Origin of the sequence: Stenotrophomonas sp. CASM106, from assembly GCF_049384825.1 — a bacterium.
GTDB lineage: Bacteria > Pseudomonadota > Gammaproteobacteria > Xanthomonadales > Xanthomonadaceae > Stenotrophomonas > Stenotrophomonas muris.
This window is the reverse complement of record NZ_JBMRFS010000002.1, coordinates 368,374-388,015: the sequence shown is the minus strand read 5'-3', so window position 1 is coordinate 388,015 and position 19,642 is coordinate 368,374. Positions and strand designations below refer to the sequence as shown.

The 19,642-nt window shown below is 67.7% G+C and carries 15 protein-coding genes; 6 read left to right on the top strand and 9 right to left on the bottom strand.

The window, feature by feature from the left end; all coding sequences use genetic code 11:
- Positions 1-54 precede the first annotated feature (54 nt).
- The 5 genes from VG556_RS05540 to creB all read right to left on the bottom strand — a co-directional run bounded on the left by VG556_RS05540 (position 55) and on the right by creB (position 5,814).
- The gene (locus VG556_RS05540) at positions 55-1,647 is read right to left on the bottom strand and encodes a M20/M25/M40 family metallo-hydrolase (protein WP_014646450.1); all 1,593 of its coding nucleotides are present in this window, start codon (positions 1,645-1,647) and stop codon (positions 55-57) included.
- Between the two features lie 155 nt (positions 1,648-1,802).
- Complete coding sequence (locus tag VG556_RS05535) at positions 1,803-2,213, bottom strand: hypothetical protein (RefSeq protein WP_100449661.1); 411 nt, start codon at positions 2,211-2,213, stop codon at positions 1,803-1,805.
- Positions 2,214-2,223: 10 nt separating this feature from the next.
- Positions 2,224-3,543, bottom strand: a complete 1,320-nt coding sequence (gene creD / locus VG556_RS05530) for a cell envelope integrity protein CreD (RefSeq protein WP_032961974.1) — start codon at positions 3,541-3,543, stop codon at positions 2,224-2,226.
- A gap of 81 nt (positions 3,544-3,624) precedes the next feature.
- Entirely contained in the window at positions 3,625-5,085 is a 1,461-nt protein-coding gene (creC, locus tag VG556_RS05525) for a two-component system sensor histidine kinase CreC (RefSeq protein WP_046429643.1), read from the bottom strand.
- A 3-nt stretch (positions 5,086-5,088) separates the two neighbouring features.
- Positions 5,089-5,814, bottom strand: coding sequence for a two-component system response regulator CreB (gene creB / locus VG556_RS05520; RefSeq protein ID WP_075076204.1), 726 nt, complete (start codon positions 5,812-5,814; stop codon positions 5,089-5,091).
- Positions 5,815-5,849: 35 nt separating this feature from the next.
- Between creB and VG556_RS05515 the strand changes: the two genes are divergently transcribed.
- The 4 genes from VG556_RS05515 to VG556_RS05500 all read left to right on the top strand — a co-directional run bounded on the left by VG556_RS05515 (position 5,850) and on the right by VG556_RS05500 (position 11,625).
- Positions 5,850-6,707 (top strand): 23S rRNA (adenine(2030)-N(6))-methyltransferase RlmJ, encoded by an 858-nt coding sequence (locus VG556_RS05515; protein WP_014646445.1) that lies wholly within the window; start codon positions 5,850-5,852, stop codon positions 6,705-6,707.
- Positions 6,708-6,802: 95 nt separating this feature from the next.
- Positions 6,803-7,348, top strand: a complete 546-nt coding sequence (locus tag VG556_RS05510) for a GNAT family N-acetyltransferase (protein ID WP_014646444.1) — start codon at positions 6,803-6,805, stop codon at positions 7,346-7,348.
- 149 nt (positions 7,349-7,497) lie between these two features.
- Positions 7,498-10,962 carry a transcription-repair coupling factor gene (gene mfd, locus VG556_RS05505; protein WP_100449660.1) on the top strand — a complete coding sequence of 1,155 codons (3,465 nt, stop codon included), beginning with the start codon at positions 7,498-7,500 and terminating at the stop codon, positions 10,960-10,962.
- 45 nt (positions 10,963-11,007) lie between these two features.
- Positions 11,008-11,625: an HD-GYP domain-containing protein gene (locus tag VG556_RS05500; RefSeq protein WP_100449659.1), complete on the top strand. Its 618-nt coding sequence runs from the start codon at positions 11,008-11,010 to the stop codon at positions 11,623-11,625.
- A gap of 139 nt (positions 11,626-11,764) precedes the next feature.
- Here the strand turns inward: VG556_RS05500 and VG556_RS05495 are convergent, their stop codons facing one another.
- Positions 11,765-13,858 carry a M13 family metallopeptidase gene (locus tag VG556_RS05495; protein ID WP_100449658.1) on the bottom strand — a complete coding sequence of 698 codons (2,094 nt, stop codon included), beginning with the start codon at positions 13,856-13,858 and terminating at the stop codon, positions 11,765-11,767.
- A gap of 137 nt (positions 13,859-13,995) precedes the next feature.
- Between VG556_RS05495 and VG556_RS05490 the strand changes: the two genes are divergently transcribed.
- A complete protein-coding gene (locus VG556_RS05490; RefSeq protein ID WP_238381422.1) occupies positions 13,996-14,457 on the top strand; it encodes a hypothetical protein in 462 nt (153 codons plus the stop codon).
- A gap of 110 nt (positions 14,458-14,567) precedes the next feature.
- Here VG556_RS05490 and gpmA read toward each other — a convergent pair whose 3' ends face one another.
- The gene (gene gpmA, locus VG556_RS05485) at positions 14,568-15,317 is read right to left on the bottom strand and encodes a 2,3-diphosphoglycerate-dependent phosphoglycerate mutase (protein ID WP_032958022.1); all 750 of its coding nucleotides are present in this window, start codon (positions 15,315-15,317) and stop codon (positions 14,568-14,570) included.
- A gap of 93 nt (positions 15,318-15,410) precedes the next feature.
- Between gpmA and nfi the strand changes: the two genes are divergently transcribed.
- Positions 15,411-16,085, top strand: a complete 675-nt coding sequence (gene nfi / locus VG556_RS05480) for a deoxyribonuclease V (protein ID WP_100449656.1) — start codon at positions 15,411-15,413, stop codon at positions 16,083-16,085.
- 38 nt (positions 16,086-16,123) lie between these two features.
- Here nfi and VG556_RS05475 read toward each other — a convergent pair whose 3' ends face one another.
- Both VG556_RS05475 and VG556_RS05470 read right to left on the bottom strand, forming a co-directional pair.
- Positions 16,124-17,104: a cation diffusion facilitator family transporter gene (locus tag VG556_RS05475; RefSeq protein ID WP_100449655.1), complete on the bottom strand. Its 981-nt coding sequence runs from the start codon at positions 17,102-17,104 to the stop codon at positions 16,124-16,126.
- Positions 17,105-17,284: 180 nt separating this feature from the next.
- Positions 17,285-19,534 (bottom strand): TonB-dependent siderophore receptor, encoded by a 2,250-nt coding sequence (locus VG556_RS05470; RefSeq protein WP_100449984.1) that lies wholly within the window; start codon positions 19,532-19,534, stop codon positions 17,285-17,287.
- Positions 19,535-19,642: the final 108 nt, after the last annotated feature.

Below are 19,642 nucleotides of genomic sequence, written 5' to 3'. Positions count from 1 at the left end.
GTACTGCAACCGGGAAACGGAGGGGAGATGCGACTTAATCCCCTCCGTCCCCTTTTACGGTTCCACCTTGCGCGGGAACGGCTGCTCGCGCATCGCGGCGTTGTAGGCGAACGAGGCGACGATGGCTGCGGCCTGCTTCAGGTCTTCCGGTTCGGCGTGGTCCCAGGTGTCCAGGTGGCTGTGGTGGACATTGGTGAAGTAGTCCAGCCGGTCCTGGATGAACTGGAAGCCCGGCAGGCCGATGCGGTCGAAGCTGATGTGGTCGGTGCTGCCGGTGTTGCGGGTCGCCACGGTGGTGGCGCCGACGTCATGGAACGGCGCCAGCCAGGCTTCGAAGATCGGCATCGCCGCCAGGTTTTCCTGGGCGTAGATGCCCCGGAAGCGGCCGGAGCCGTTGTCCATGTTGAAGTAGACCTGGAACTTGCTGTAATCGCGGGTCTTCTGCAGTGCACCGGTCGGCTCGCGCAGCGACGCCGGCAGCGCCTTCTGCGCCGGGTCGGTGGGCTCCGGGAACCGGCCGAAATGCTTGGCCACATAGGCCTGCGAGCCGATCAGGCCCTGCTCCTCGCCGCTCCACAGCGCCACGCGGATGGTGCGCTTGGGCCTGGCGCCGGTGGCCTTGAGGATGCGCATGGCCTCCATCATCACTGCCACGCCGGCGGCGTTGTCGGCCGCGCCGGTGCCGCTGTGCCAGGAATCCAGGTGCGCGCCGATCATCACCACTTCATCAGGCCTGCTGCTGCCGCGGATCTCGGCCAGCGTGTTGTAGCCGGGCTGGTCGGCGTCATCGGTGAAGCGCGCGGCCACATCCACGCGCAGGCGCACGGTCTGCCCGGCCTTCAGCGCGCGCACCAGCGGGTTGAAGTGCTCGCTGATCATCGCCAGCTCGGGGATGCCGACCGGCTCGCCGGCCTTGCGCGAACCACCACCGGCAACGCGGATGATGCCGTTGTCCCAGCTGCTGATGCTGATCGAGGCCAGCGCCCCTTCTTCGACGAAGAACGCATTGACCCTGGTCGCCAGCTGCTGGCGTTCCTGGTACTCCTTGACCCGCTTGGCACGTTCGGCGGTGGCGTCCTGGTCCTTCGGCAGGGTGAACGCCTGCAGCCCTTCCAGCGAGGTCGCGTCATGCCGATGGGAATCCGGCTCGGTGCCGCGCTTGTACTCGCGCGCCTCGCCCAGCAGCAGGATCTTGCCGCGCAGCTTGCCGCGGTACTTTTCGATGTCTTCGGGCTTCTTGATCTCGACCTGGACCAGCTCGCCTTCAACCGGCCCCTTGGTGCCCGGCGTCCAGGCCTTGGGCAGTGCATGCAGCGGCTGCACACGGTCGCCCAGCATTTCCACGCTGGCCGAGGTGAACTCCCAGCCACGGCCAAAGTCATCGAACGCTTCGTCGTGGACGTTGTCCAGCTTCCATTCGTTGAACTTGCCGCGGGTCCACGCGTTGGCGCGGCCCATCGCCGGGGAGTTGGTCAGCCGCGGGCCGATGCGTTCGGTGAGATAGCTGAAGGTGTCCATCACCTGCGAACGGTGGAAGGCCTCCTGGCGGATGCGGCTGACCATGTCCAGGTCCACTGATTCGCGCTGCTGCGCCGCTGCATTGCCACCCATTGCCAGCGCTACGGCCAGCACGCCCCACTTCAACACATCGCACCCCTGCCTTCCGGCCTGCTCATCAACCCATCGAGTCTAGCCAGCAGCGGCGCCGCGATACCGTCCCATCGGTCATGGGCGGCGCGGAAGCGTGCGAACCAGGGTTCGCCCCCACAGAAGAGTGGTTGGGTCGCATCTGCCAAACCACCTCACCCACTCCACCCCAGCCACAGCTGCGCCCGCTCCGGCAGCAGCAGCAACCAGTGCCGCCGGTCGATGCTGCTGCAGCCATACACCGCCGCATGCGCGGGCCAGTCATCGGGCAGGCCACCAATGCCGATTTCCGCGAGTGCTTCCGCCCCGGCCTTCCATGGCCGGTAGCGCGGCACCTTCCCCGCCAGCGCACCGCGTCCCTGCCGCGCGCCCTGCAACCAGGCCAGGCCCTTGCCCTGCAATCCCTCGCAGGTCACCGCGGCAAGCTGGAAGCGGACCACGCCGGGGGCGATCCGTGCCCCCGGCAGGGCCGCCAGCACGCCATGTGCCTGCAGCAGTGCATCCACTTCCAGCAGGGCCGGAATGCCCTGCCGCGCCCGTTGCCGCAATCCCTGGCGCCAGCTCATGGCGTGCTCCTTACTTCAGGTCCGCGCCAAGCGCGTACCAGTCGACCCGGCGGGTCACCCACATCGCCAGCGCCAGGATCACGAACAGCAGCAGCGATCCCATCAGCAGTGCGTTGTTCTCCGACACCAGCAGGCCATACAGCGCGCCGTACAGCACGGTCAGCAGCGCAGCGAAGCCAAGGCCGCGCTTCCAGTGGCCCAGCACGTTGGCCAGGTACACCGCCTGCAGGCCGATGCAGGCCACGGCCGAGACCAGGTAGGCCTTCCAGAACGCGATGTGCTCGGACAGGCTGATCAGCAGCAGGAAGAAGATCGCCAGCGCCAGGCCGACCATCAGGTACTGCAGCGGATGGATGCGCAGCGACTTGATCAGTTCGAACAGGATGAAGCCGACGAAGGTCAGCACCACGAACAGCACGCCGTACTTCGAGGCACGGTCGGCCTGGGTGTAGGTGTCGACCGGATCGACCAGCGACACCGTCACGGCCTGCGAATCGATCGAGCCCTCGCTGCGCAGCTGGCGCTGTGCATCGGAGGCCAGCGAGGACACCGCCCAGCGTGCATCGAAGCCCTGTGCATCGACACGCCGTTCGTTGGGCAGGAAGGCGCCGCTGAACGACGGATGCGGCCAGCTCGAACGCAGCGCGATCCGGGTGTCATCGCCCACCGGCACCACCGACAGCATGCGGCTGCCATCCAGGCGCAGCTCCAGTTCAACGGTGCTGGCGGCCAGCGCGCCGCCCTGATCCGCGGCGAAACCGCTCACCGGCGCATGCAGGCCACGTCCGATTTCGCTGGCCACGCCTACGCCGGGCAGCAACCGCAGCTGCTTGCCGTCCACCCGCAGGTTCGGCGTGCCCACCAGGCCGCGCACATCGGAAACCCCCAGCGCCACATAGGGCTGGCCATAGGTGCGGCCGTTCTTCACCGGATAGTCGTCTTCGGCGAAGGTCGCCTTCAACTGGCCATTCCAGCTGTACACCGGCACCTTGAACAGGCCGACCTCGCGCTGGCTCGGCAGCATCTCGCCCCCCACCTCCAGCGACGCCGGCATCTGCAGCCAGTGGCCCTCGGTCACCTGGATCTCGGTCTTCTTGACGCCCAGCGGGTCAACCAGTTCAACCTGCTTGCGTTCCACCCACGGCACCACCCGTACCGGGCCCACCAGCTGCTGCGTGCCGGCACGGCTGTCGGCCACCCGGGCAAAGGCCTCGTCGCGGTACTGGCTGCGCTCGGTGATGACCCCGCGGATCATCATCAGCGGCACCAGCAGCAACAGGATCAGCCCGCCGACAATGGCGAACCTCAGCAGCATCTTCAGGGATTTCATGGTCCATCCTCGTTGGAGAGGGCTGCAGGATGGACCGCTGCGGTGAGCAGGGTTTGTGGCGAAGTTGAAGCGAGTGTGAAGTCAGCGGCGCGGACGCTGGCCCGGCACTGACAACGGCAGCCAAAGGCTGGCCACGGTGCCACCGCCGTCGCGCGCGTCGAGGCTGGCGCGACCATCGTGCAGGCGCGCGACCTCCTGCACGAACGGCAGGCCCAGGCCGGAACTGCGCCGGCCGCTGCCCGGGCGGGCAAGCGAATAGAAGCGTTCGAACACCCGTTCGCGCGCGTAGTCGGGAATGCCGGCACCGCGATCCGCCACCTGCAGGCGCACGCCCTGCCCGTCCACCTCGGCCTGCAGTGCGATGTCCGCGCCGGGCGGTGAGAAGGCAATGGCGTTGTCGATCAGGTTGTGCAACGCCTGCCGCAGCAGATAGGCATCGCCCTGCACGCGCAGGTCGGGCGCGCTGCCGATGCTGACCTGCACGCCGGCCGCCTGCGCACGCACCTGCGCCGCCGCTGCCGCATCGGCCAGCAACGTTGGCAGCGCGATCGGATCGCGGGTCTGCAGCCAGCCATGCTGTTCCACTTCGGCCAGCGCCAGCAGCTTGTCGATGGTCTCGGTCAGCCGCTCCTGCTGGTCGACGATGCTGCGCGCGAAATGCACGCGGTCGGCCTCGGGCAGCGGCTCCTGCAGCAGCTCGGCGGCACCGCGGATCGCCGCCAGCGGGCTCTTCATTTCATGCGTCAGTGACTGCACGTACTGTTCGACATAGGCCTTGCCCTCCAGCTTGCGGCGCATGGTTTCCAGCGCCTGGCCCAGGTCGCCGATCTCGTCGCGGCGGCGCCGTGGCGGTGGCACCGGTTCGCCGGCGCTGACCGCGCGTGCATAGCGGCTGAGCTGGCCGAGGCCGGTGGTGAGCCACATCGTCACCAGCACGCCGACCAGCGCCGACAGCCCGATCAACCAGGCGCCGCGCTCGATGATGGCGCGCTGGCTGGCGGCGATGAACGGATCGATGCTGCGGTTGGGCTGGGCCAGGCTGAGCACGCCGATCAGGGTGCGCCCATCGGCCGGGTCGTATACCGGCGCCGCCACGTGCATCACCGTATCGCCTTCTTCGCCTGGTATTTCCGGGCTGGAGCGGGCGCCGTACTCGCCACGCAGGGTGCGGTAGACATCGTTCCAGCGCGAATTGTCACGCCCGAGGTCGCGGCCCAGCGAGTCGTAGATGACGATGCCCCTGGCATCGGTGATGGTCACCCGGTAATCCAGCGATCGCTTGGGAAAACGCCAGACCATCGCCTTCAGGTCGCGCTGCCGCGCCTTGGCCAGGTTGCGGGTGAAGCTGCCGCTGCGGATGGTGCCGTCCTTGACGTCGGCGGCGGCCATCTCGGCCAGCACGTTGGCCGCGTCGACCAGGGTCGATTCCATCGCCTGGCGCACACCGGGCTTCACCTCGTTGACGAATACGCGCATCACGAAGAACGCGGCGATGCCGGTGATCAGGAAGAAGCCGAGGAACAGCTTCAGTACCAGGCGCATCGGCTAGACCTCCAGCGCGTAGCCAAGGCCACGGTGGGTGCGGATCGGGTCGTCGCTGGCACCAGCCGCACGCAGCTTGGCGCGCAACGTCTTTACATGGGTGTCGACGGTGCGGTCGGCACTGTCGGCGCTGCTGTCCCAGCCCCGGTCCATCAGCTGCGCGCGGCTGAGGATGGCACCGGGCCGCTGCAGCAGCGCTTCCAGCAACGCGTACTCGTATCGGGTCAGGTCCAGCGCATGGCCGCGGAAGCGGATACGCCGGCCTTCGCGGTCGATCGCGAACGCCCCGTGTTCCTGCCAGCCGGCGTCCGCGCGGGGCGCTGCGACGACCGCTGCCGCACGACGCAGGCGCGCGCGCACCCGCGCCACCAGCTCGCGCGGCGAGAACGGCTTGGTCATGTAATCGTCGGCGCCCAGTTCCAGGCCGAGCACGCGGTCCACTTCATCGTTGCGGGCGGTCAGGAAGATCACCGGCAGCTGCGCCGCCGGCCCGGGCTGCGCACGCAGCCGCCGGCAGACCTCGAAACCGCCCAGGTCCGGCAGGCCCACGTCCAGCACCACCACGTCGATATCGCCGGCCTGCAGCCGTTGCAGGGCCTCGCCGCCCAGCAGGCAGTGGCTGGCGGCATAGCCTTCGCTGCGCAGCGCATAAAGCACGGTTTCGGCGATGGCGGCTTCGTCCTCGACCACCAGGACATGGGCAACGGGAGCTGTCATGGCGCGCAGCATAGCCGCTGCGGCCGCCGCCCCGTACACTGCCGCCCATGAACTATCGCCACGCCTTCCACGCCGGCAACCACGCTGATGTGCTCAAGCACATCGTGCAGCTGGCCCTGATCGACAGCTTCAAGCGCAAGGACAGCCCGTTCTTCGTGCTCGACACCCACGGCGGTGCCGGCCGCTACCTGCTGGCCAGCGAAGAGAGCCGCAAGACCCTGGAGGCCGAATCCGGGATCATGCGGCTGATGGCCCAGCCCAGGCTGCCGGAGGTGGTCGAGCGCTACCTGAAGGCGGTGCAGGCCGACAACCCGGTGGGCGCGCTGACCAACTACCCGGGCTCGCCGCTGCTGAGCGCACAGGCGATGCGCGCGCAGGACCGCATGGCGGTCTGCGAGCTGCAGGAAGCCGAAACGGCCACGCTGAAGGCCCTGTTCGCCCATGACAGCCGCGTCGATGTGCGCGCTGGCGATGGCTATGCCCTGCTGCGCTCGCTGCTGCCGCCGAAGTTCAACGGCAGCAAGATCGGCCGTGGCCTGGTGCTGATCGACCCGCCGTACGAGGCCCAGGACGCCGAGTACCAGGCCGTTCTGGCCGCCCTGGCCGAGACCCTGGCGCGCTGGCCACAGGCGACCTGCGCGGTGTGGTTCCCGATCAAGCAGCGCCGCACCATCCTGCACTTCCTGCGCAAGGCCACCGCCCTGCCGGTGAAATCGGCGATGACGATCGAGTTCCTGGTGCGCCCGGACGACTCGCCGCTGCGCCTCAACGGCAGCGGCATGCTGCTGCTCAACCCGCCGTGGCAGTTCGACCGGGTGGTCGGCCCGGCCCTGCCGGCGCTGCGCCAGCACCTGGGCGAACCGGGGGCCAGCACCCGCCTGGATTGGCTCAAAGCCCCCGAATGACGGCCTTCACGAGGCTGTACCGCCGTGAGCCTTTCGTTCACGGAATGCAGCCCCGGTGATGCCACAATCGATGGACCACCAAGGAATCACCCGGTATGGCCACTCGCAACCGCATGCCGCCCTGGCATGAGATCTTCAAGGCTCCCAGCGGCCACGAGCTGCTGATCCGCCCCATCCGCCCGGAAGATGGCGCACCGCTGCAAGCGGCGTTCAGCCTGTTCGGGCCGGAAGAAATCCGTGATCGTTTCCTGCAGGCGGTGACCGAGCTTTCGCCGGAAACCACCCAGCGCCTGACCCACCCGAATCCCAAGACCGAGATCACCCTGGTCGCAGCCGAATCCCTGCCCGCTGGCGAAGCGGTGGTCGGCGCGGTCGCCCGGGCCTCGATCATCCCCGGCACCCGTGAAGCCGAGTACGCGATCCTGATCAGCCGCTTCCTCATTGGCCAGGGCCTGGGCCGGCAGCTGATGCGCAAGCTGGTGAAGTGGGGCCGCGGCAAGTACCTGGACCGCCTGTACGGCGACGTCGCCGCCGAGAACGAGCCGATGAAACAGCTGGCCGCCTCGCTGGGCTTCAAGCCGGTCCCGCACCCGGCCGGTGCCGAAGGCCTGGTGCGGATGGTGCTGGAGCTGGACAACTGACAGATGCGCCGGGCCCCGCCCGGCGATGCCTGCCGGTAGTGCCGGCCGCTGGCCTGAACTGCGTTACCCCAACGGCACATGAGGCTGCCGGCAATCGGCCGGCACGACCCACCGGGCTTCGATCGGGCTTCTGCTAAAATCCGGGGTCCATGTCGCGTACCTCATACCCCGCCCCGCCGCTGCCGCGCGCCGGCCAGCTCCGCGCCTGGTGGCGCGCCCCCGCCTCGCCGACCGCCCTGGCCTGGTACCTTGCCCAGGCCGCGCGTGCGCACGACGCCCCGCTGCTGGTGATCGCCCGTGACAACCACGGTGCCAACCAGCTCGAAGCCGACCTGCACACCCTGCTCGGCGGCGATCCGGCCCTGCCGGTGGTCGCCTTCCCGGACTGGGAAACCCTGCCCTACGACCGCTTCAGTCCGCATCCGGACATCATTTCGCAGCGCCTGGCCGCCCTGCACCGCCTGCCCGCGCTGAAGCGTGGCCTGGTGATCGTGCCGGTGCAGACCCTGCTGCAGCAGCTGGCCCCGCGCAGCTACGTGATCGGTGGCAGCTTCGACCTGAAGGTCGGCCAGCGCCTGGACCTGGAAGCCGAGAAGCGCCGCCTGGAAAGCGCCGGCTACCGCAACGTGCCGCAGGTGATGGATCCGGGCGACTTCGCTGTGCGCGGCGGCCTGCTCGACGTGTACCCGATGGGTGCCGACGAGCCGCTGCGGGTGGAACTGCTGGACGAGGACATCGACTCGATCCGTGCCTTTGACCCGGAAAGCCAGCGTTCGCTGGACAAGGTCGAGGCGGTGCACATGCTGCCCGGCCGCGAAGTGCCGATGGATGAAGCCAGCATCGCCCGCGTGCTGGCCACGCTGCGCGAGCGGTTCGATGTCGATACCCGGCGCAGTTCGCTGTACCAGGACCTGAAGTCCGGACTGGCGCCGGCCGGCGTCGAGTACTACCTGCCGCTGTTCTTCGAACGCACCGCAACCCTGTTCGACTACCTGCCCAGCGGCAGCCTGCCGGTGGTCTGTGCCGGTGCGTATGAAGCGTCCGTCGCGTTCTGGGCGCAGACTGCGGACCGCTATGAGCAGCGCCGCCATGATGTGGAGCGCCCGCTGCTGCCGCCGTCGGCGTTGTACCTGTCGCCGGAGCTGCTGCGCGAGCGCCTGAACGAAGCCCCGCGCATCGAGGTGTGGGCGGCTGACCATGCGCGCATCGCCGACGCGCACGCGCTGGGCGACCAGCCGCTGCCACCGCTGCCGGTGGCCGCGCGCGAAGCCCCCGCTGGCGATGCGCTGAAATCCTTCCTCGGCCATTATCCGGGCCGGGTACTGATCGCCGCCGATTCACCCGGCCGCCGCGAGGCGCTGCTGGAAGTGCTGCAGGCCGCCGAGCTGAAGCCGCCGGTGGTGGCCGACCTGCCCAGCTTCCTCGCCGACGACGCGCGCTTCGCGATCGCGGTGGCACCGCTGGAGGATGGCTTCGCGCTGGACGATCCGCGCATCGCGGTGCTGACCGAGCGCCAGCTGTTCCCCGAGCGCGCCGGCAGCACCCGGCGCACGCGCCGTGCCGGCCGCGAGCCGGAAGCGATCATCCGCGACCTCGGTGAACTGACCGAGGGCGCGCCGATCGTGCACGAGGATCATGGCGTCGGCCGCTATCGTGGCCTGATCGCGATGGACGTCGGCGGCATGCCCGGCGAGTTCCTCGAAATCGAATATGCCAAGGGCGACCGCCTGTATGTGCCGGTCGCCCAGCTGCACCTGATCAGCCGCTATTCCGGTGCGTCGGCGGAAACCGCGCCGCTGCATTCGCTCGGTGGCGAGCAGTGGAGCAAGGCCAAGCGCAAGGCCGCCGAGAAAGTACGCGACGTCGCCGCCGAACTGCTGGAGATCCAGGCCCGCCGCCAGGCGCGTGCCGGCCTGGCACTGCAGGTCGACCGCGCGATGTACGAGCCGTTCGCGGCCGGTTTCCCGTTCGAGGAGACCCCGGACCAGCTGGCCGCGATCGACGCCACCCTGCGCGACCTGGCCAGCAGCCAGCCGATGGACCGCGTGGTCTGCGGCGACGTCGGCTTCGGCAAGACCGAGGTGGCGGTGCGTGCGGCCTTTGCGGCCGCCAGTGCCGGCAAGCAGGTGGCTGTGCTGGTGCCGACCACGCTGCTGGCCGAACAGCATTACCGCAACTTCCGCGACCGCTTCGCCGATTACCCGCTGAAGGTCGAGGTGCTGTCGCGCTTCAAGACCACCAAGGAAATCAAGGCCGAGCTGGAAAAGGTCGCCGCCGGCACCATCGACGTGATCGTCGGTACCCATCGCCTGCTGCAGCCGGACGTGAAGTTCAAGGACCTGGGCATGGTCATCGTCGACGAGGAGCAGCGTTTCGGCGTACGCCAGAAGGAAGCGCTGAAGGCGCTGCGCGCCAACGTGCACCTGCTGACCCTGACCGCCACACCGATTCCGCGCACGCTCAACATGGCCATGGCCGGCCTGCGCGACCTGTCGATCATCGCCACGCCGCCGCCGAACCGGCTGGCGGTGCAGACCTTCATCACCCAGTGGGACAACGCGCTGCTGCGCGAAGCCTTCCAGCGCGAGCTGGCGCGTGGTGGCCAGCTGTATTTCCTGCACAACGACGTGGAAAGCATCGGCCGCATGCAGCGCGAGCTGTCCGAGCTGGTGCCGGAGGCGCGCATCGGCATCGCCCATGGGCAGATGCCCGAGCGCGAGCTGGAAAAGGTGATGCTGGATTTCCAGAAGCAGCGCTTCAACGTGCTGCTGTCGACCACGATCATCGAGTCGGGCATCGACATCCCCAACGCCAATACCATCATCATCAACCGTGCCGACCGTTTCGGCCTGGCCCAGCTGCACCAGCTGCGTGGCCGCGTCGGACGTTCGCACCACCGCGCCTACGCGTACCTGATCACGCCCGACCGCCGCGCGATCACCCCCGACGCTGAGAAGCGCCTGGAAGCGATCGCCTCGATGGACGAGCTGGGCGCCGGCTTCACCCTGGCCACGCACGATCTGGAAATCCGCGGTGCCGGCGAACTGCTCGGCGAGGACCAGAGCGGGCAGATGGCCGAGGTCGGCTTCAGCCTGTACACCGAGCTGCTGGAGCGCGCGGTGCGCAGCATCAGGCAGGGCAAGCTGCCCGACCTTGATGCCGGCGAGGAAGTGCGTGGTGCCGAGGTCGAACTGCATGTGCCGGCACTGATCCCGGAAGACTACCTGCCGGACGTGCATACCCGCCTGACCCTGTACAAGCGTATTTCCAGCGCGCGCGACAGCGATGCGCTGCGCGAACTGCAGGTGGAGATGATCGATCGCTTCGGCCTGCTGCCGGATGCGGCCAAGCACCTGTTCGCCATCGCCGAGCTGAAGCTGAAGGCCAACACGCTGGGCATCCGCAAGCTGGACCTGGGCGAAAATGGTGGCCGCATCGTGTTCGAATCCAAGCCGAACATCGACCCGATGGCGGTGATCCAGCTGATCCAGAAGCAACCGAACCTGTACGCCATGGAAGGGCCCGACAAGCTGCGCATCAAGCACCCGCTGCCGTTGCCGGAAGACCGCTTCAACGCGGCCCGCGCCCTTCTGACCACCCTCGCCCCGGGTTGATCGCCCCCCGAACACCCCGCACCGGTCCCCACCCGGTGCGGGCGGATGACCATGTTTCCTGACGCCGTACCCGCCCCCGACCTGCTGCACGCGCAGGCCTGCCTGATCGATGCCCTCTCGATGTCGCTGCAGATGCGCGACGCCTACACCCGCCATCACTGCGACCGCGTCGGCCTGTTCGCGCAGCGGCTGGCCGCGCACTGCGATCTCGACGACCAGGCCTGTGCGCAGGTCGGCCTGGCCGCGCGCTTCCACGACATCGGCAAGATCGGCATTCCCGACGACGTACTGCTGGCACCGCGCCGGCATACCGATGAGGAGCGCACGATCATGCGCGAGCATCCGGTGCGCGGCGAGCACATCTTCCTGGCCACCGGCCGCAGCGACGCCGCGCTCGTGGCGCGGCTGATCCGCGCCCATCACGAAGCCTTCGATGGCAGCGGCTATCCCGATGGGCTGCGCGGCGAATCCATCCCGCTGGGCGCACGCATCGTCACCATCGCCGATGCCTACGATGCGATGACCAGCGTGCGCCCTTACCGCGACGCGATGGAGCACGAAACCGCGTTGCGGATCATCGATTCGCAGTCTGGAGGGCTGGTCGATCCCTACGTGCTGCAGCGCTTCCATCGCATGCTGGCGCGGGAGCCGGAGCTGGCCTGAGATCTTCCGGAAGGTGAAACGACCCGTCGGTAGAGTCGACTGTCAGTCGACTCTACCAGTCGGCGCTGCGCTACCGGCCTGGAAGACAAAAGGCCCGGCATTCGCCGGGCCTTTCGCATCACGCAGTCACGGTGATCGATTACCAGATCACCACGCGCTTGTCGTCGGCACGCACCATCGCGTCGCCGGCCTTGCACTGGAATGCAGCGGCATAGGACGGCATGTTCGACGGTGCGCCGTTGGCACGGAAGTTGGCCGGGGCGTGCGGATCGGTGTTCAGGCGGACGCGCAGCTCACCATCGGTGAAGTTGCGGCGCCACACGGTGGCCCAGTTCATGAAGAAGCGCTGGTCCTGGCTGTGGCCATCCACTTCGACATTCGCCTTCGGGTCTTCCTTCAGCGCCATCTGCAACGCGTCGTAGGCCACGGTCAGGCCGCCGAGGTCGCCGATGTTCTCGCCCAGGGTCAGCTTGCCCTTCACGAACACGCCCGGCACCGATTCATAGCCGTCGAACTGCGCGACCAGCTGGTCGGTACGCTCGGTGAAGGCCTTGCGGTCGGCGTCGGTCCACCAGTTGTCGAAGTTGCCGTTGGCGGCGAACTGGCTGCCCGAGTCGTCGTAGCCGTGCATCATCTCGTGGCCGATGACCGCACCGATGCCGCCGTAGTTCAGCGCCGGATCGGCCTTGGCGTCGAAGAACGGTGCCTGCAGGATCGCCGCCGGGAACACGATCTCGTTCTTGGTGGCGTTGTAGTACGCGTTGACGGTCTGCGGGGTCATGCCCCACTCGGTCTTGTCCACCGGCTTGCCGATCTTGTCCAGCATGTAGCGGTAGTTGAACGCACGCGCCGCCTGCATGTTGCCCAGGTAGCTGTCGCCGTTGGTCTGCAGGCCCGCCCAGTCACGCCACTTGTCGGGGTAACCGATCTTCGGGGTGAAGCTGGCCCACTTCTCCAGGGCCTTCTTCCTGGTTTCTTCGCCCATCCACGGCAGCTGCTCCAGGCGCGCCTTCAGCGCCTGCGACAGGTTTTCCACCAGGTGCTGCATGGCGACCTTCGACTCGGCCGGGAACACGGCGTCGACGTACAGCTGGCCCAGGGCTTCGCCCATGCCACCGTTGACCGACTCCAGCACGCGCTTCCAGCGCGGCTGCATTTCCTTCTGGCCACGCAGGGTGGTGCCATAGAAATCGATGTTGGCCTTCTCGAACTGGCTGCTCAGGTACGGCGAGGCGTCGTCGATGGTGTGGAAGCGCAGGTAGGCCTGCCAGGTGCTGGCCGGCACATCGGCCAGCATCTTGTCCATTTCACCGAAGAAGCCCGGCTGGGCCAGCGAGAACTTCTGCGCGGCCGGCACCTTGAGGGTCTCGAACAGCGCGGTCCAGCTGAAGTTCGGGGTCAGCTTGTCGGCCTCAGCCGCGCTGAGCGGGTTGTAGCGCTTGGCCGGGTCACGCATTTCGATGCGCGACATCGAGGCCTTGGCCAGGCGGGTTTCGAAGGCCATCACGGCCTTCGCCTGCTCGGCGGCCTGCGCCGCGTCCACGCCGGACAGGGTCAGCACCTGTGCAATATAGGCCACGTAGGCGTCGCGGATCTTGGCCTGCGCATCGTCGAAGTAGTAGCCCTTCTCCGGCAGGCCCAGGCCACCCTGGCCGACGTAGGCGATGACGTTGGCCGAATCCTTGTAGTCGGCATTGGCGAACAGCGAGAACAGCACGCCCTTGCCCTCGGCCTGGCTGTCGCGCAGGTAGCGGGTGATGGCGGCGGTGTCGTTCAGCGCGGTGATCTTGTCCAGCTGCGGCTGCAGCGGCGCCAGGCCGGCAGCTTCGATCTTCGCTTCATCGTTGCCGGTCTTCCAGATGTCACCGATCTTCGCTTCCACCGAGCCCGCCTTGGCCTGGCTGGCGGCGGCCTGCTGCACCAGCGCGTGCTGCACTTCCAGCGAGCGCTCGCGCAGGATCTCGAAGCTGCCCCAGGTGGTCTGGTCGCCCGGCACCGGGTTGGCCTTCAGCCACTTGCTGTTGACGAAACCATTGAGGTCGGTACAGGCCGGAATGGCCGGATCGAGGTCGGCGCTGTTGAGCGAGATCAGCGGCGTCTTGATCTGCGACAGGTCGAAGGCCGGCTTGGCGTCGGCACTGGCCGCCGGGGCGGTTTCGTTCTTGCCACAGGCCGCCAGTGAGGCAGCGATGGCGATGGTCAGGCCCAGCGGGACCAGATTGCGGACGTTCATGAGGCTCTCCTGCGGGTAATTTCACAGGGTAGCCGCGGGAGCGACGCTGGGGACCGGCCAAAGGTCACGAGCGCATGGCGCGGCTCCGTCTGCATGCCGCTATGCTCTGGCTTACGCGATCACTGGACCTCATGACCATGGACGAAGCTGCGCTGCTGCGGGCCATCGACGCTTGTGAGTGTCTGTTCCTGGCGGGCATCGGCGAGCCGGAAGCGAATCGTCTGCGCCTGGTCGTCGAGGAAGGCCTGGTGGTCGGAAAGCCCTCCCGTGTGGAGCTCGCTCATGGACGTTCAATCGATGATGCGCGTGCGATAGAGGTGATGCCCCACTCGCAGCGTTTTGAGCTGATCTGGGACCACTACATCAGCTACGCCGTGCACAACGAGTCCTACCAGCGCTGGGACGACGCCGAAAGCTGGAGCGGCAACCTGTTCCGCCGCTACAGCCGTTCGAAGTTCCTCGATTATCTGGACCATGCCACCTTTGCCGATGTCAGTTACCCGGGCCCATTCACGCACTATCAGGTGATATGCCAGGAACACGTCATCGACATTGCCGCGTTGCAGCCGCCGAAGGTGCGCCGCATGGATCCCTCGTAGCTGGCTGATGCAGCCCCCATGGGTTGGCTCTACCGGGTTGCGACAGCGCCGGCCGAGCGTGGGCTCGGCTCGACAAAAGCGAAGGCCGGCTTGCGCCGGCCTTGTGCTTCTTACTTCGCCTTGCCCTGGTTGGCCACGGCTTCGGCGGCCCTGCGCGCTGCTTCCGGGTCGCCCAGGTAGCGGAACGACTGCACGGTCAGGTCGTCGTTCAGTTCGAACAGCAGCGGGATGCCGGTCGGGATGTTCAGCTCGAGGATCTCCTCGCGCGAGACATTGTTGAGGTACTTGTACAGCGCGCGCAGCGAGTTGCCGTGGGCAGTGACCAGCACGGTCTTGCCGTCCTTCAGCTGCGGCGCGATGGCGTCGTGCCAGTACGGCAGCACGCGGTCCAGGGTGGTGGCCAGCGACTCGGTGCCCGGCAGCGCGTTGCGGTCCAGACCGGCGTAGCGGCGGTCATGGATCGGGTGGCCCGGATCTTCCAGGTCCATCGGCGGCGGCGGGATGTCGTACGAACGACGCCAGACCTTGACCTGCTCTTCGCCGTGCTTGGCCGCGGTCTCGGCCTTGTCCAGCCCCTGCAGGCCGCCGTAGTGCCGCTCGTTGAGGCGCCAGGACTTGTTCACCGGCAGCCAGTCCTGCTCCAGCTCGGCCAGCGCACCCTGCAGGGTGTGGATGGCACGCTTGAGCACGGAGGTGTGGGCGACGTCGAACTGCAGGCCTTCCTCGCGCATCAGGCGACCGGCGGCGGCCGCTTCCCGGCGCCCCTGCTCGGTCAGGTCGACATCGACCCAGCCGGTGAAGCGGTTGTCCAGGTTCCACTGGCTCTGGCCATGGCGCAACAGTACGAGTTTACGGGTCACTGCAGGGTCTCCAACGCGAGGAAAGGCAGACCGCCATTGTAGCCCGGCCGCCGCTCACCGGGCCGTGGCGCCGCCCGTGCGATGCTGTGACCGATGAATACGGTGATCGATCCCGGATGTTGGGAAGGCAGCGTCTCCGCGGCACGCGCGCAGCAGCTCCAGCTGGCCGGCCGCGTGGAGCGCCAGGACCGCCTGCCACGCGACGTCCGTTGGCTGGGCGGGCTGGATGTTGGCTTTGAAGACGACGGCGCCATCACCCGCGCCGCGGCGGTACTGCTGGACGTGGAGACGCTGAAGCCCGTGGCGCAGGAGATCGCGCGCATCCCCACGGTGATGCCCTACATCCCCGGCCTGCTCAGCTTCCGCGAGCTGCCGGCACTGCTGGCCGCGCTGGCGCTGCTGCCGCGCACGCCGGACCTGGTGTTCGTCGATGGCCATGGCATCAGCCATCCGCGCCGGCTGGGCGTGGCCGCGCATCTGGGCGTGGTCACCGACCTGCCCAGCATCGGCGTGGCCAAGTCAAAGCTGGTGGGCCGGTTCGTCGAACCGGGCGCCGAGGCCGGTGCACATGCGCCGCTGCAGGATGGCGACGAACAACTGGGCTGGGTGCTGCGCAGCAAGGTGCGCTGCAAGCCGCTGTTCGTGGCCGGCGGCCATCGGGTCAGTGCCGATACCGCGCTGGACTGGGTGCAGCGCACGCTGCGCGGTTACCGGCTGCCGGAACCGACCCGGCTGGCGGATCGGCTGGCCTCGCGACGCGACGAATGACCGCACCGGGCATTCCCCGGTGCGGCTTTCATTTTCATTCAATGATGCACGTGGCCGCGATGGCCCTGCGCGTCCTCACCGTGGTCGTGGCCTTCATGGCCCTGCTGCGCGCCGCCCTTTGCCGACGCCGGTCCAGCGCAGGCTTCACCACAGTGGTCCGCTTCGATCTGCAGCGTCACGTGTTCGATGCCGAAGTCATCGTGCAGGCGCCCGCCCAGCTCACGGCGCAGCGCATCGGCGTCGGTGCCGTCGCGCATCACGATGTGCGCGGTCAGCGCCGGCGTGCTGGAGGCCAGCGCCCACACATGCAGGTCATGCACGTCCAGCACCGCAGCATGACCGGACAGGCTGTCGCGCACCTTGGCCACGTCCACGCCCTTGGGCACGCCTTCCAGCAGCACGTTGATCGCCTCGCGCATCAGCACGTAGGTGCGCGGCAGTACCCACAGGCCGATCAGCACGGCCAGGATCGGGTCGATCGGCTTCCAGCCGGTCCACTTGATCAACAACGCACCGGCGATCACCGCCACCGAGCCAAGCATGTCCGCCCACACTTCCAGGTAGGCGCCCTTCACGTTCAGGCTCTCGCCGCTGCCGGCCTGCAGCAGGCGCATCGAGATCAGGTTGATGACCAGGCCTGCGGCGGCGATCACCAGCATGCCCGAAGATGCGATCTCCTGCGGTTCGCGGAAGCGACCGATCGCCTCCCACAGGATGTAGGCGGCGACCACGAACAGCATGGCGCCGTTGATCATCGCGCCCAGCGCTTCCAGGCGTGCATAGCCGTAGGTGCGGCGCGCGTCCGGCGGGCGCCGACTCAACCGCACCGCGACCAGCGCGATCATCAGTGCCAGTGCATCGGTGGCCATGTGTGCCGCGTCGGACAGCAGCGCCAGGCTGTTGGTCCAGAACGCGCCCACCACCTCGATGACGAGGAAGGTGGAGGTCAGGCCGAGGGCCCACCACAAGGGTTTCTCGTGGCGGATCTGGGATGGCAGGTGATCGTGGTCGTGGCCCATGGCAACAGCTCCTTTGCGATGCGGTGCAGGCTACGCCGTGCTGGCGGGGGAGACTATTACGGTGTTTATAACATTGCAGCCCAGGCGATCCCTCACCGTGCATGGCCCGGCGCTACCGGAGCGTGGCCGGCAGCGCCAGGCCTGGCCTGGCGACCGCAGCGGACCGGCGTCCGCGTGCGGTCAGAACCCGAAGCGCAGGCTGGCCCAGTACGCGCGGCCCGGTTCGTTGTAGGTCGCCGCACCGGCATCGCTGCTGTTGGCCTCGCGGAACAGGCGCTTGTCGGCCAGGTTGTTCACGCCGAAGCCGAAGCTGACGGTCCCGGTCACCCTGTAGCGCGCGCTCACGCCCCAGATGTTGTAGGCACCGCGGTCCTGCAGCGCGATCGAGGGATCGCAGCTGCCGGTGCAGCGCGGATCATTGTTGATGTTGGCGGTGGCCGGCTTCTGCTTGCCGTAGAACGTGCCGGTCAGCAGCACCGACAGCTTGTCGGTGGCCTGCCAGTCCAGCATCGTGTTGACGGTGTACTTCGGGATCACCGACAGCGGCTGGCCGGTGCTCTTGTTCTCGTTTTCCACCATGTAGGTGAAGTTGTTGCTCCATTTCAGGCGGTTGCCCTGCTCGCCCAGCAGCGGGATCACCAGGTTGCCTTCAAGCCCCTGCACGATCGCCTTGGGCGCGTTCTCCCAGCGGAAGATGCGGCCCTTGGTGTCGGCGGTCAGGCCAATCTGGGTGTAGCCGGCCTGGATCTTGTCCTTGTAGTCGTTGTGGAAGTAGGTCAACGAGGCCTGCCAGCCGCTCTGCGGTGCCCACTCGATGCCCAGTTCCTTGTTCAGGCTGGTTTCCGCCTTCAGGTCCGCGTTGCCGCGCATGTAGCAACCGGCACCCAGGCTCGGCAGTGCATTCGGGCAGCCGTTGCCACGGGTGTAGTACAGATAGTCCGGATTGGACTGGTACAGGTTCGGCGCCTTGAACGCGCGGGCGATGCCGCCCTTCACCACCCAGTCGCTGTTGATGCGGAACTGCGCATTGAGGCTGGGGCTGGTGTTGTTGCCGAACTGGCTGTGGTGGTCGAAGCGCAGGCCCGGGGTGACGATCCAGCGCTCACCCAGGTAGATGTTGTCTTCGACGAACACTGCGGTGGTCTGCGCGTCGGCCTTGCCCCGCGCGCGATCGGCCGACAGCCCCGGGATACCGCCGCCGCTGCTGCTGGACTGGCTCATCGAGTACGGGTCGGTCAGGCGGCTGTCCAGGTATTCAAAGCCCAGCGTCCAGATGTTCTCGGCGCTGCCCAGCGAGGTCGGGAAGCTCACTTCGCCATCCAGCTGGTAGTTGCGCAGGCGCGAGGTCGACCAGTCGGTGCCGTTGAAGCTGCCTTCCGGGCCACCGGCCAGGCCTTCATTGATGCGCGAGTTGTTGACCGCTTCCACCGCGGCGGTCACCCGCGAGGTCACGTCGCCCCAGCGGCCGCGATGGGTGATCGCGCCGGTGTTGCGGTACATGCGGTTGGTTTCCGCTTCGCCTTCGGCCAGCGCCGCCAGGTCAACGCCGGTCGAGGTACCGGTAGTGCTGACCGCGCGGTCACCGGCGTAGATGTTGCCCTGGCGGCTGGTGCCGGCTTCGAACTCCACCACCTGGTCGGTGGTGATGTCCCAGCGCAGCAACGCGTTGACGTCGCGGTTCTTGACACCCTCGCGGCCAGCCGGTGGCACCGCGTTCGGGCTGGTGGCGTACTGGCGGTTGAGGTCCAGTGAGTCGGCGTCGGTCTTGTTGAGGTTGCCGTACAGGCGGAACGACAGGGTGTCGGTCATCGGCCCGCTCAGCTGCAGGCCGACGCGCTCGCTGCCGCCTTCGGCGCTGTGCTCGGGCACCAGGCCATACAGGTCGACCGCTCCGGTCAGGTCGCCGGTCGGGCGCTTGGTGATGATGTTGACCACGCCGCCGGACGCACCGGAGCCATAGCGTGCCGCCGCAGGGCCGCGCAGCACTTCGATGCGCTCGATCATTTCCGCCGGCACCCAGTTGGTATCACCGCGGGTATTGCGCTCACCGCTACGGCCCATGCGCACGGCGTCACGCGCACCGATGCGCTTGCCGTCGACCAGGATCAGGGTGTTTTCCGGCCCCATGCCACGCAGGTCGATCTGGCGGTTGTTGCCGTACTGGCCCGAGGCGCTGTTGCCGGTGAGGTTGACGCCCGGCATGGTGCGCAGCAGCTCGGCGATGTCGTTGGCCGGCGGGCGCTTGGCGATGTCCTCGGCGGTGATGGTCGAGGTACCCAGTGCCTGGCGGGCAATCTGCGAGGCGGTGACATGCACCGTGTCGATATCGGTGGCATCGGTTTCGGCCTGGGCGGTCAGGGCGCTTCCCGCCAGCAGGGCGGCAACGGCGAGCGCCAGCGGGCGCGGCGAAAGGACAACGGCAGGAGACATGATCTGGACCTTCTGGCAGGGCAACGGGGCCTCTGGCAAAGGGCTTGAGGCAACGACGAGGGGGAGGCGGAGCGTCGCTGCAGTCGCCTGCGGGCCGATCCGTGCGCG

Excerpts from the sequence above, each read along its gene's own strand:
- nfi (WP_100449656.1), top strand. The coding sequence starts at position 15,411 with ATGAATACGGTGATCGATCCCGGATGTTGGGAAGGCAGCGTCTCCGCG.
- creD (WP_032961974.1), bottom strand. The coding sequence starts at position 3,543 with ATGAAATCCCTGAAGATGCTGCTGAGGTTCGCCATTGTCGGCGGGCTG.
- creC (WP_046429643.1), bottom strand. The coding sequence starts at position 5,085 with ATGCGCCTGGTACTGAAGCTGTTCCTCGGCTTCTTCCTGATCACCGGC.
- creB (WP_075076204.1), bottom strand. The coding sequence starts at position 5,814 with ATGCTGCGCGCCATGACAGCTCCCGTTGCCCATGTCCTGGTGGTCGAG.
- mfd (WP_100449660.1), top strand. The coding sequence starts at position 7,498 with ATGTCGCGTACCTCATACCCCGCCCCGCCGCTGCCGCGCGCCGGCCAG.
- VG556_RS05515 (WP_014646445.1), top strand. The coding sequence starts at position 5,850 with ATGAACTATCGCCACGCCTTCCACGCCGGCAACCACGCTGATGTGCTC.
- VG556_RS05470 (WP_100449984.1), bottom strand. The coding sequence starts at position 19,534 with ATGTCTCCTGCCGTTGTCCTTTCGCCGCGCCCGCTGGCGCTCGCCGTT.
- VG556_RS05500 (WP_100449659.1), top strand. The coding sequence starts at position 11,008 with ATGACCATGTTTCCTGACGCCGTACCCGCCCCCGACCTGCTGCACGCG.
- VG556_RS05475 (WP_100449655.1), bottom strand. The coding sequence starts at position 17,104 with ATGGGCCACGACCACGATCACCTGCCATCCCAGATCCGCCACGAGAAA.
- VG556_RS05490 (WP_238381422.1), top strand. The coding sequence starts at position 13,996 with ATGGACGAAGCTGCGCTGCTGCGGGCCATCGACGCTTGTGAGTGTCTG.
- VG556_RS05510 (WP_014646444.1), top strand. The coding sequence starts at position 6,803 with ATGGCCACTCGCAACCGCATGCCGCCCTGGCATGAGATCTTCAAGGCT.
- VG556_RS05535 (WP_100449661.1), bottom strand. The coding sequence starts at position 2,213 with ATGAGCTGGCGCCAGGGATTGCGGCAACGGGCGCGGCAGGGCATTCCG.
- VG556_RS05495 (WP_100449658.1), bottom strand. The coding sequence starts at position 13,858 with ATGAACGTCCGCAATCTGGTCCCGCTGGGCCTGACCATCGCCATCGCT.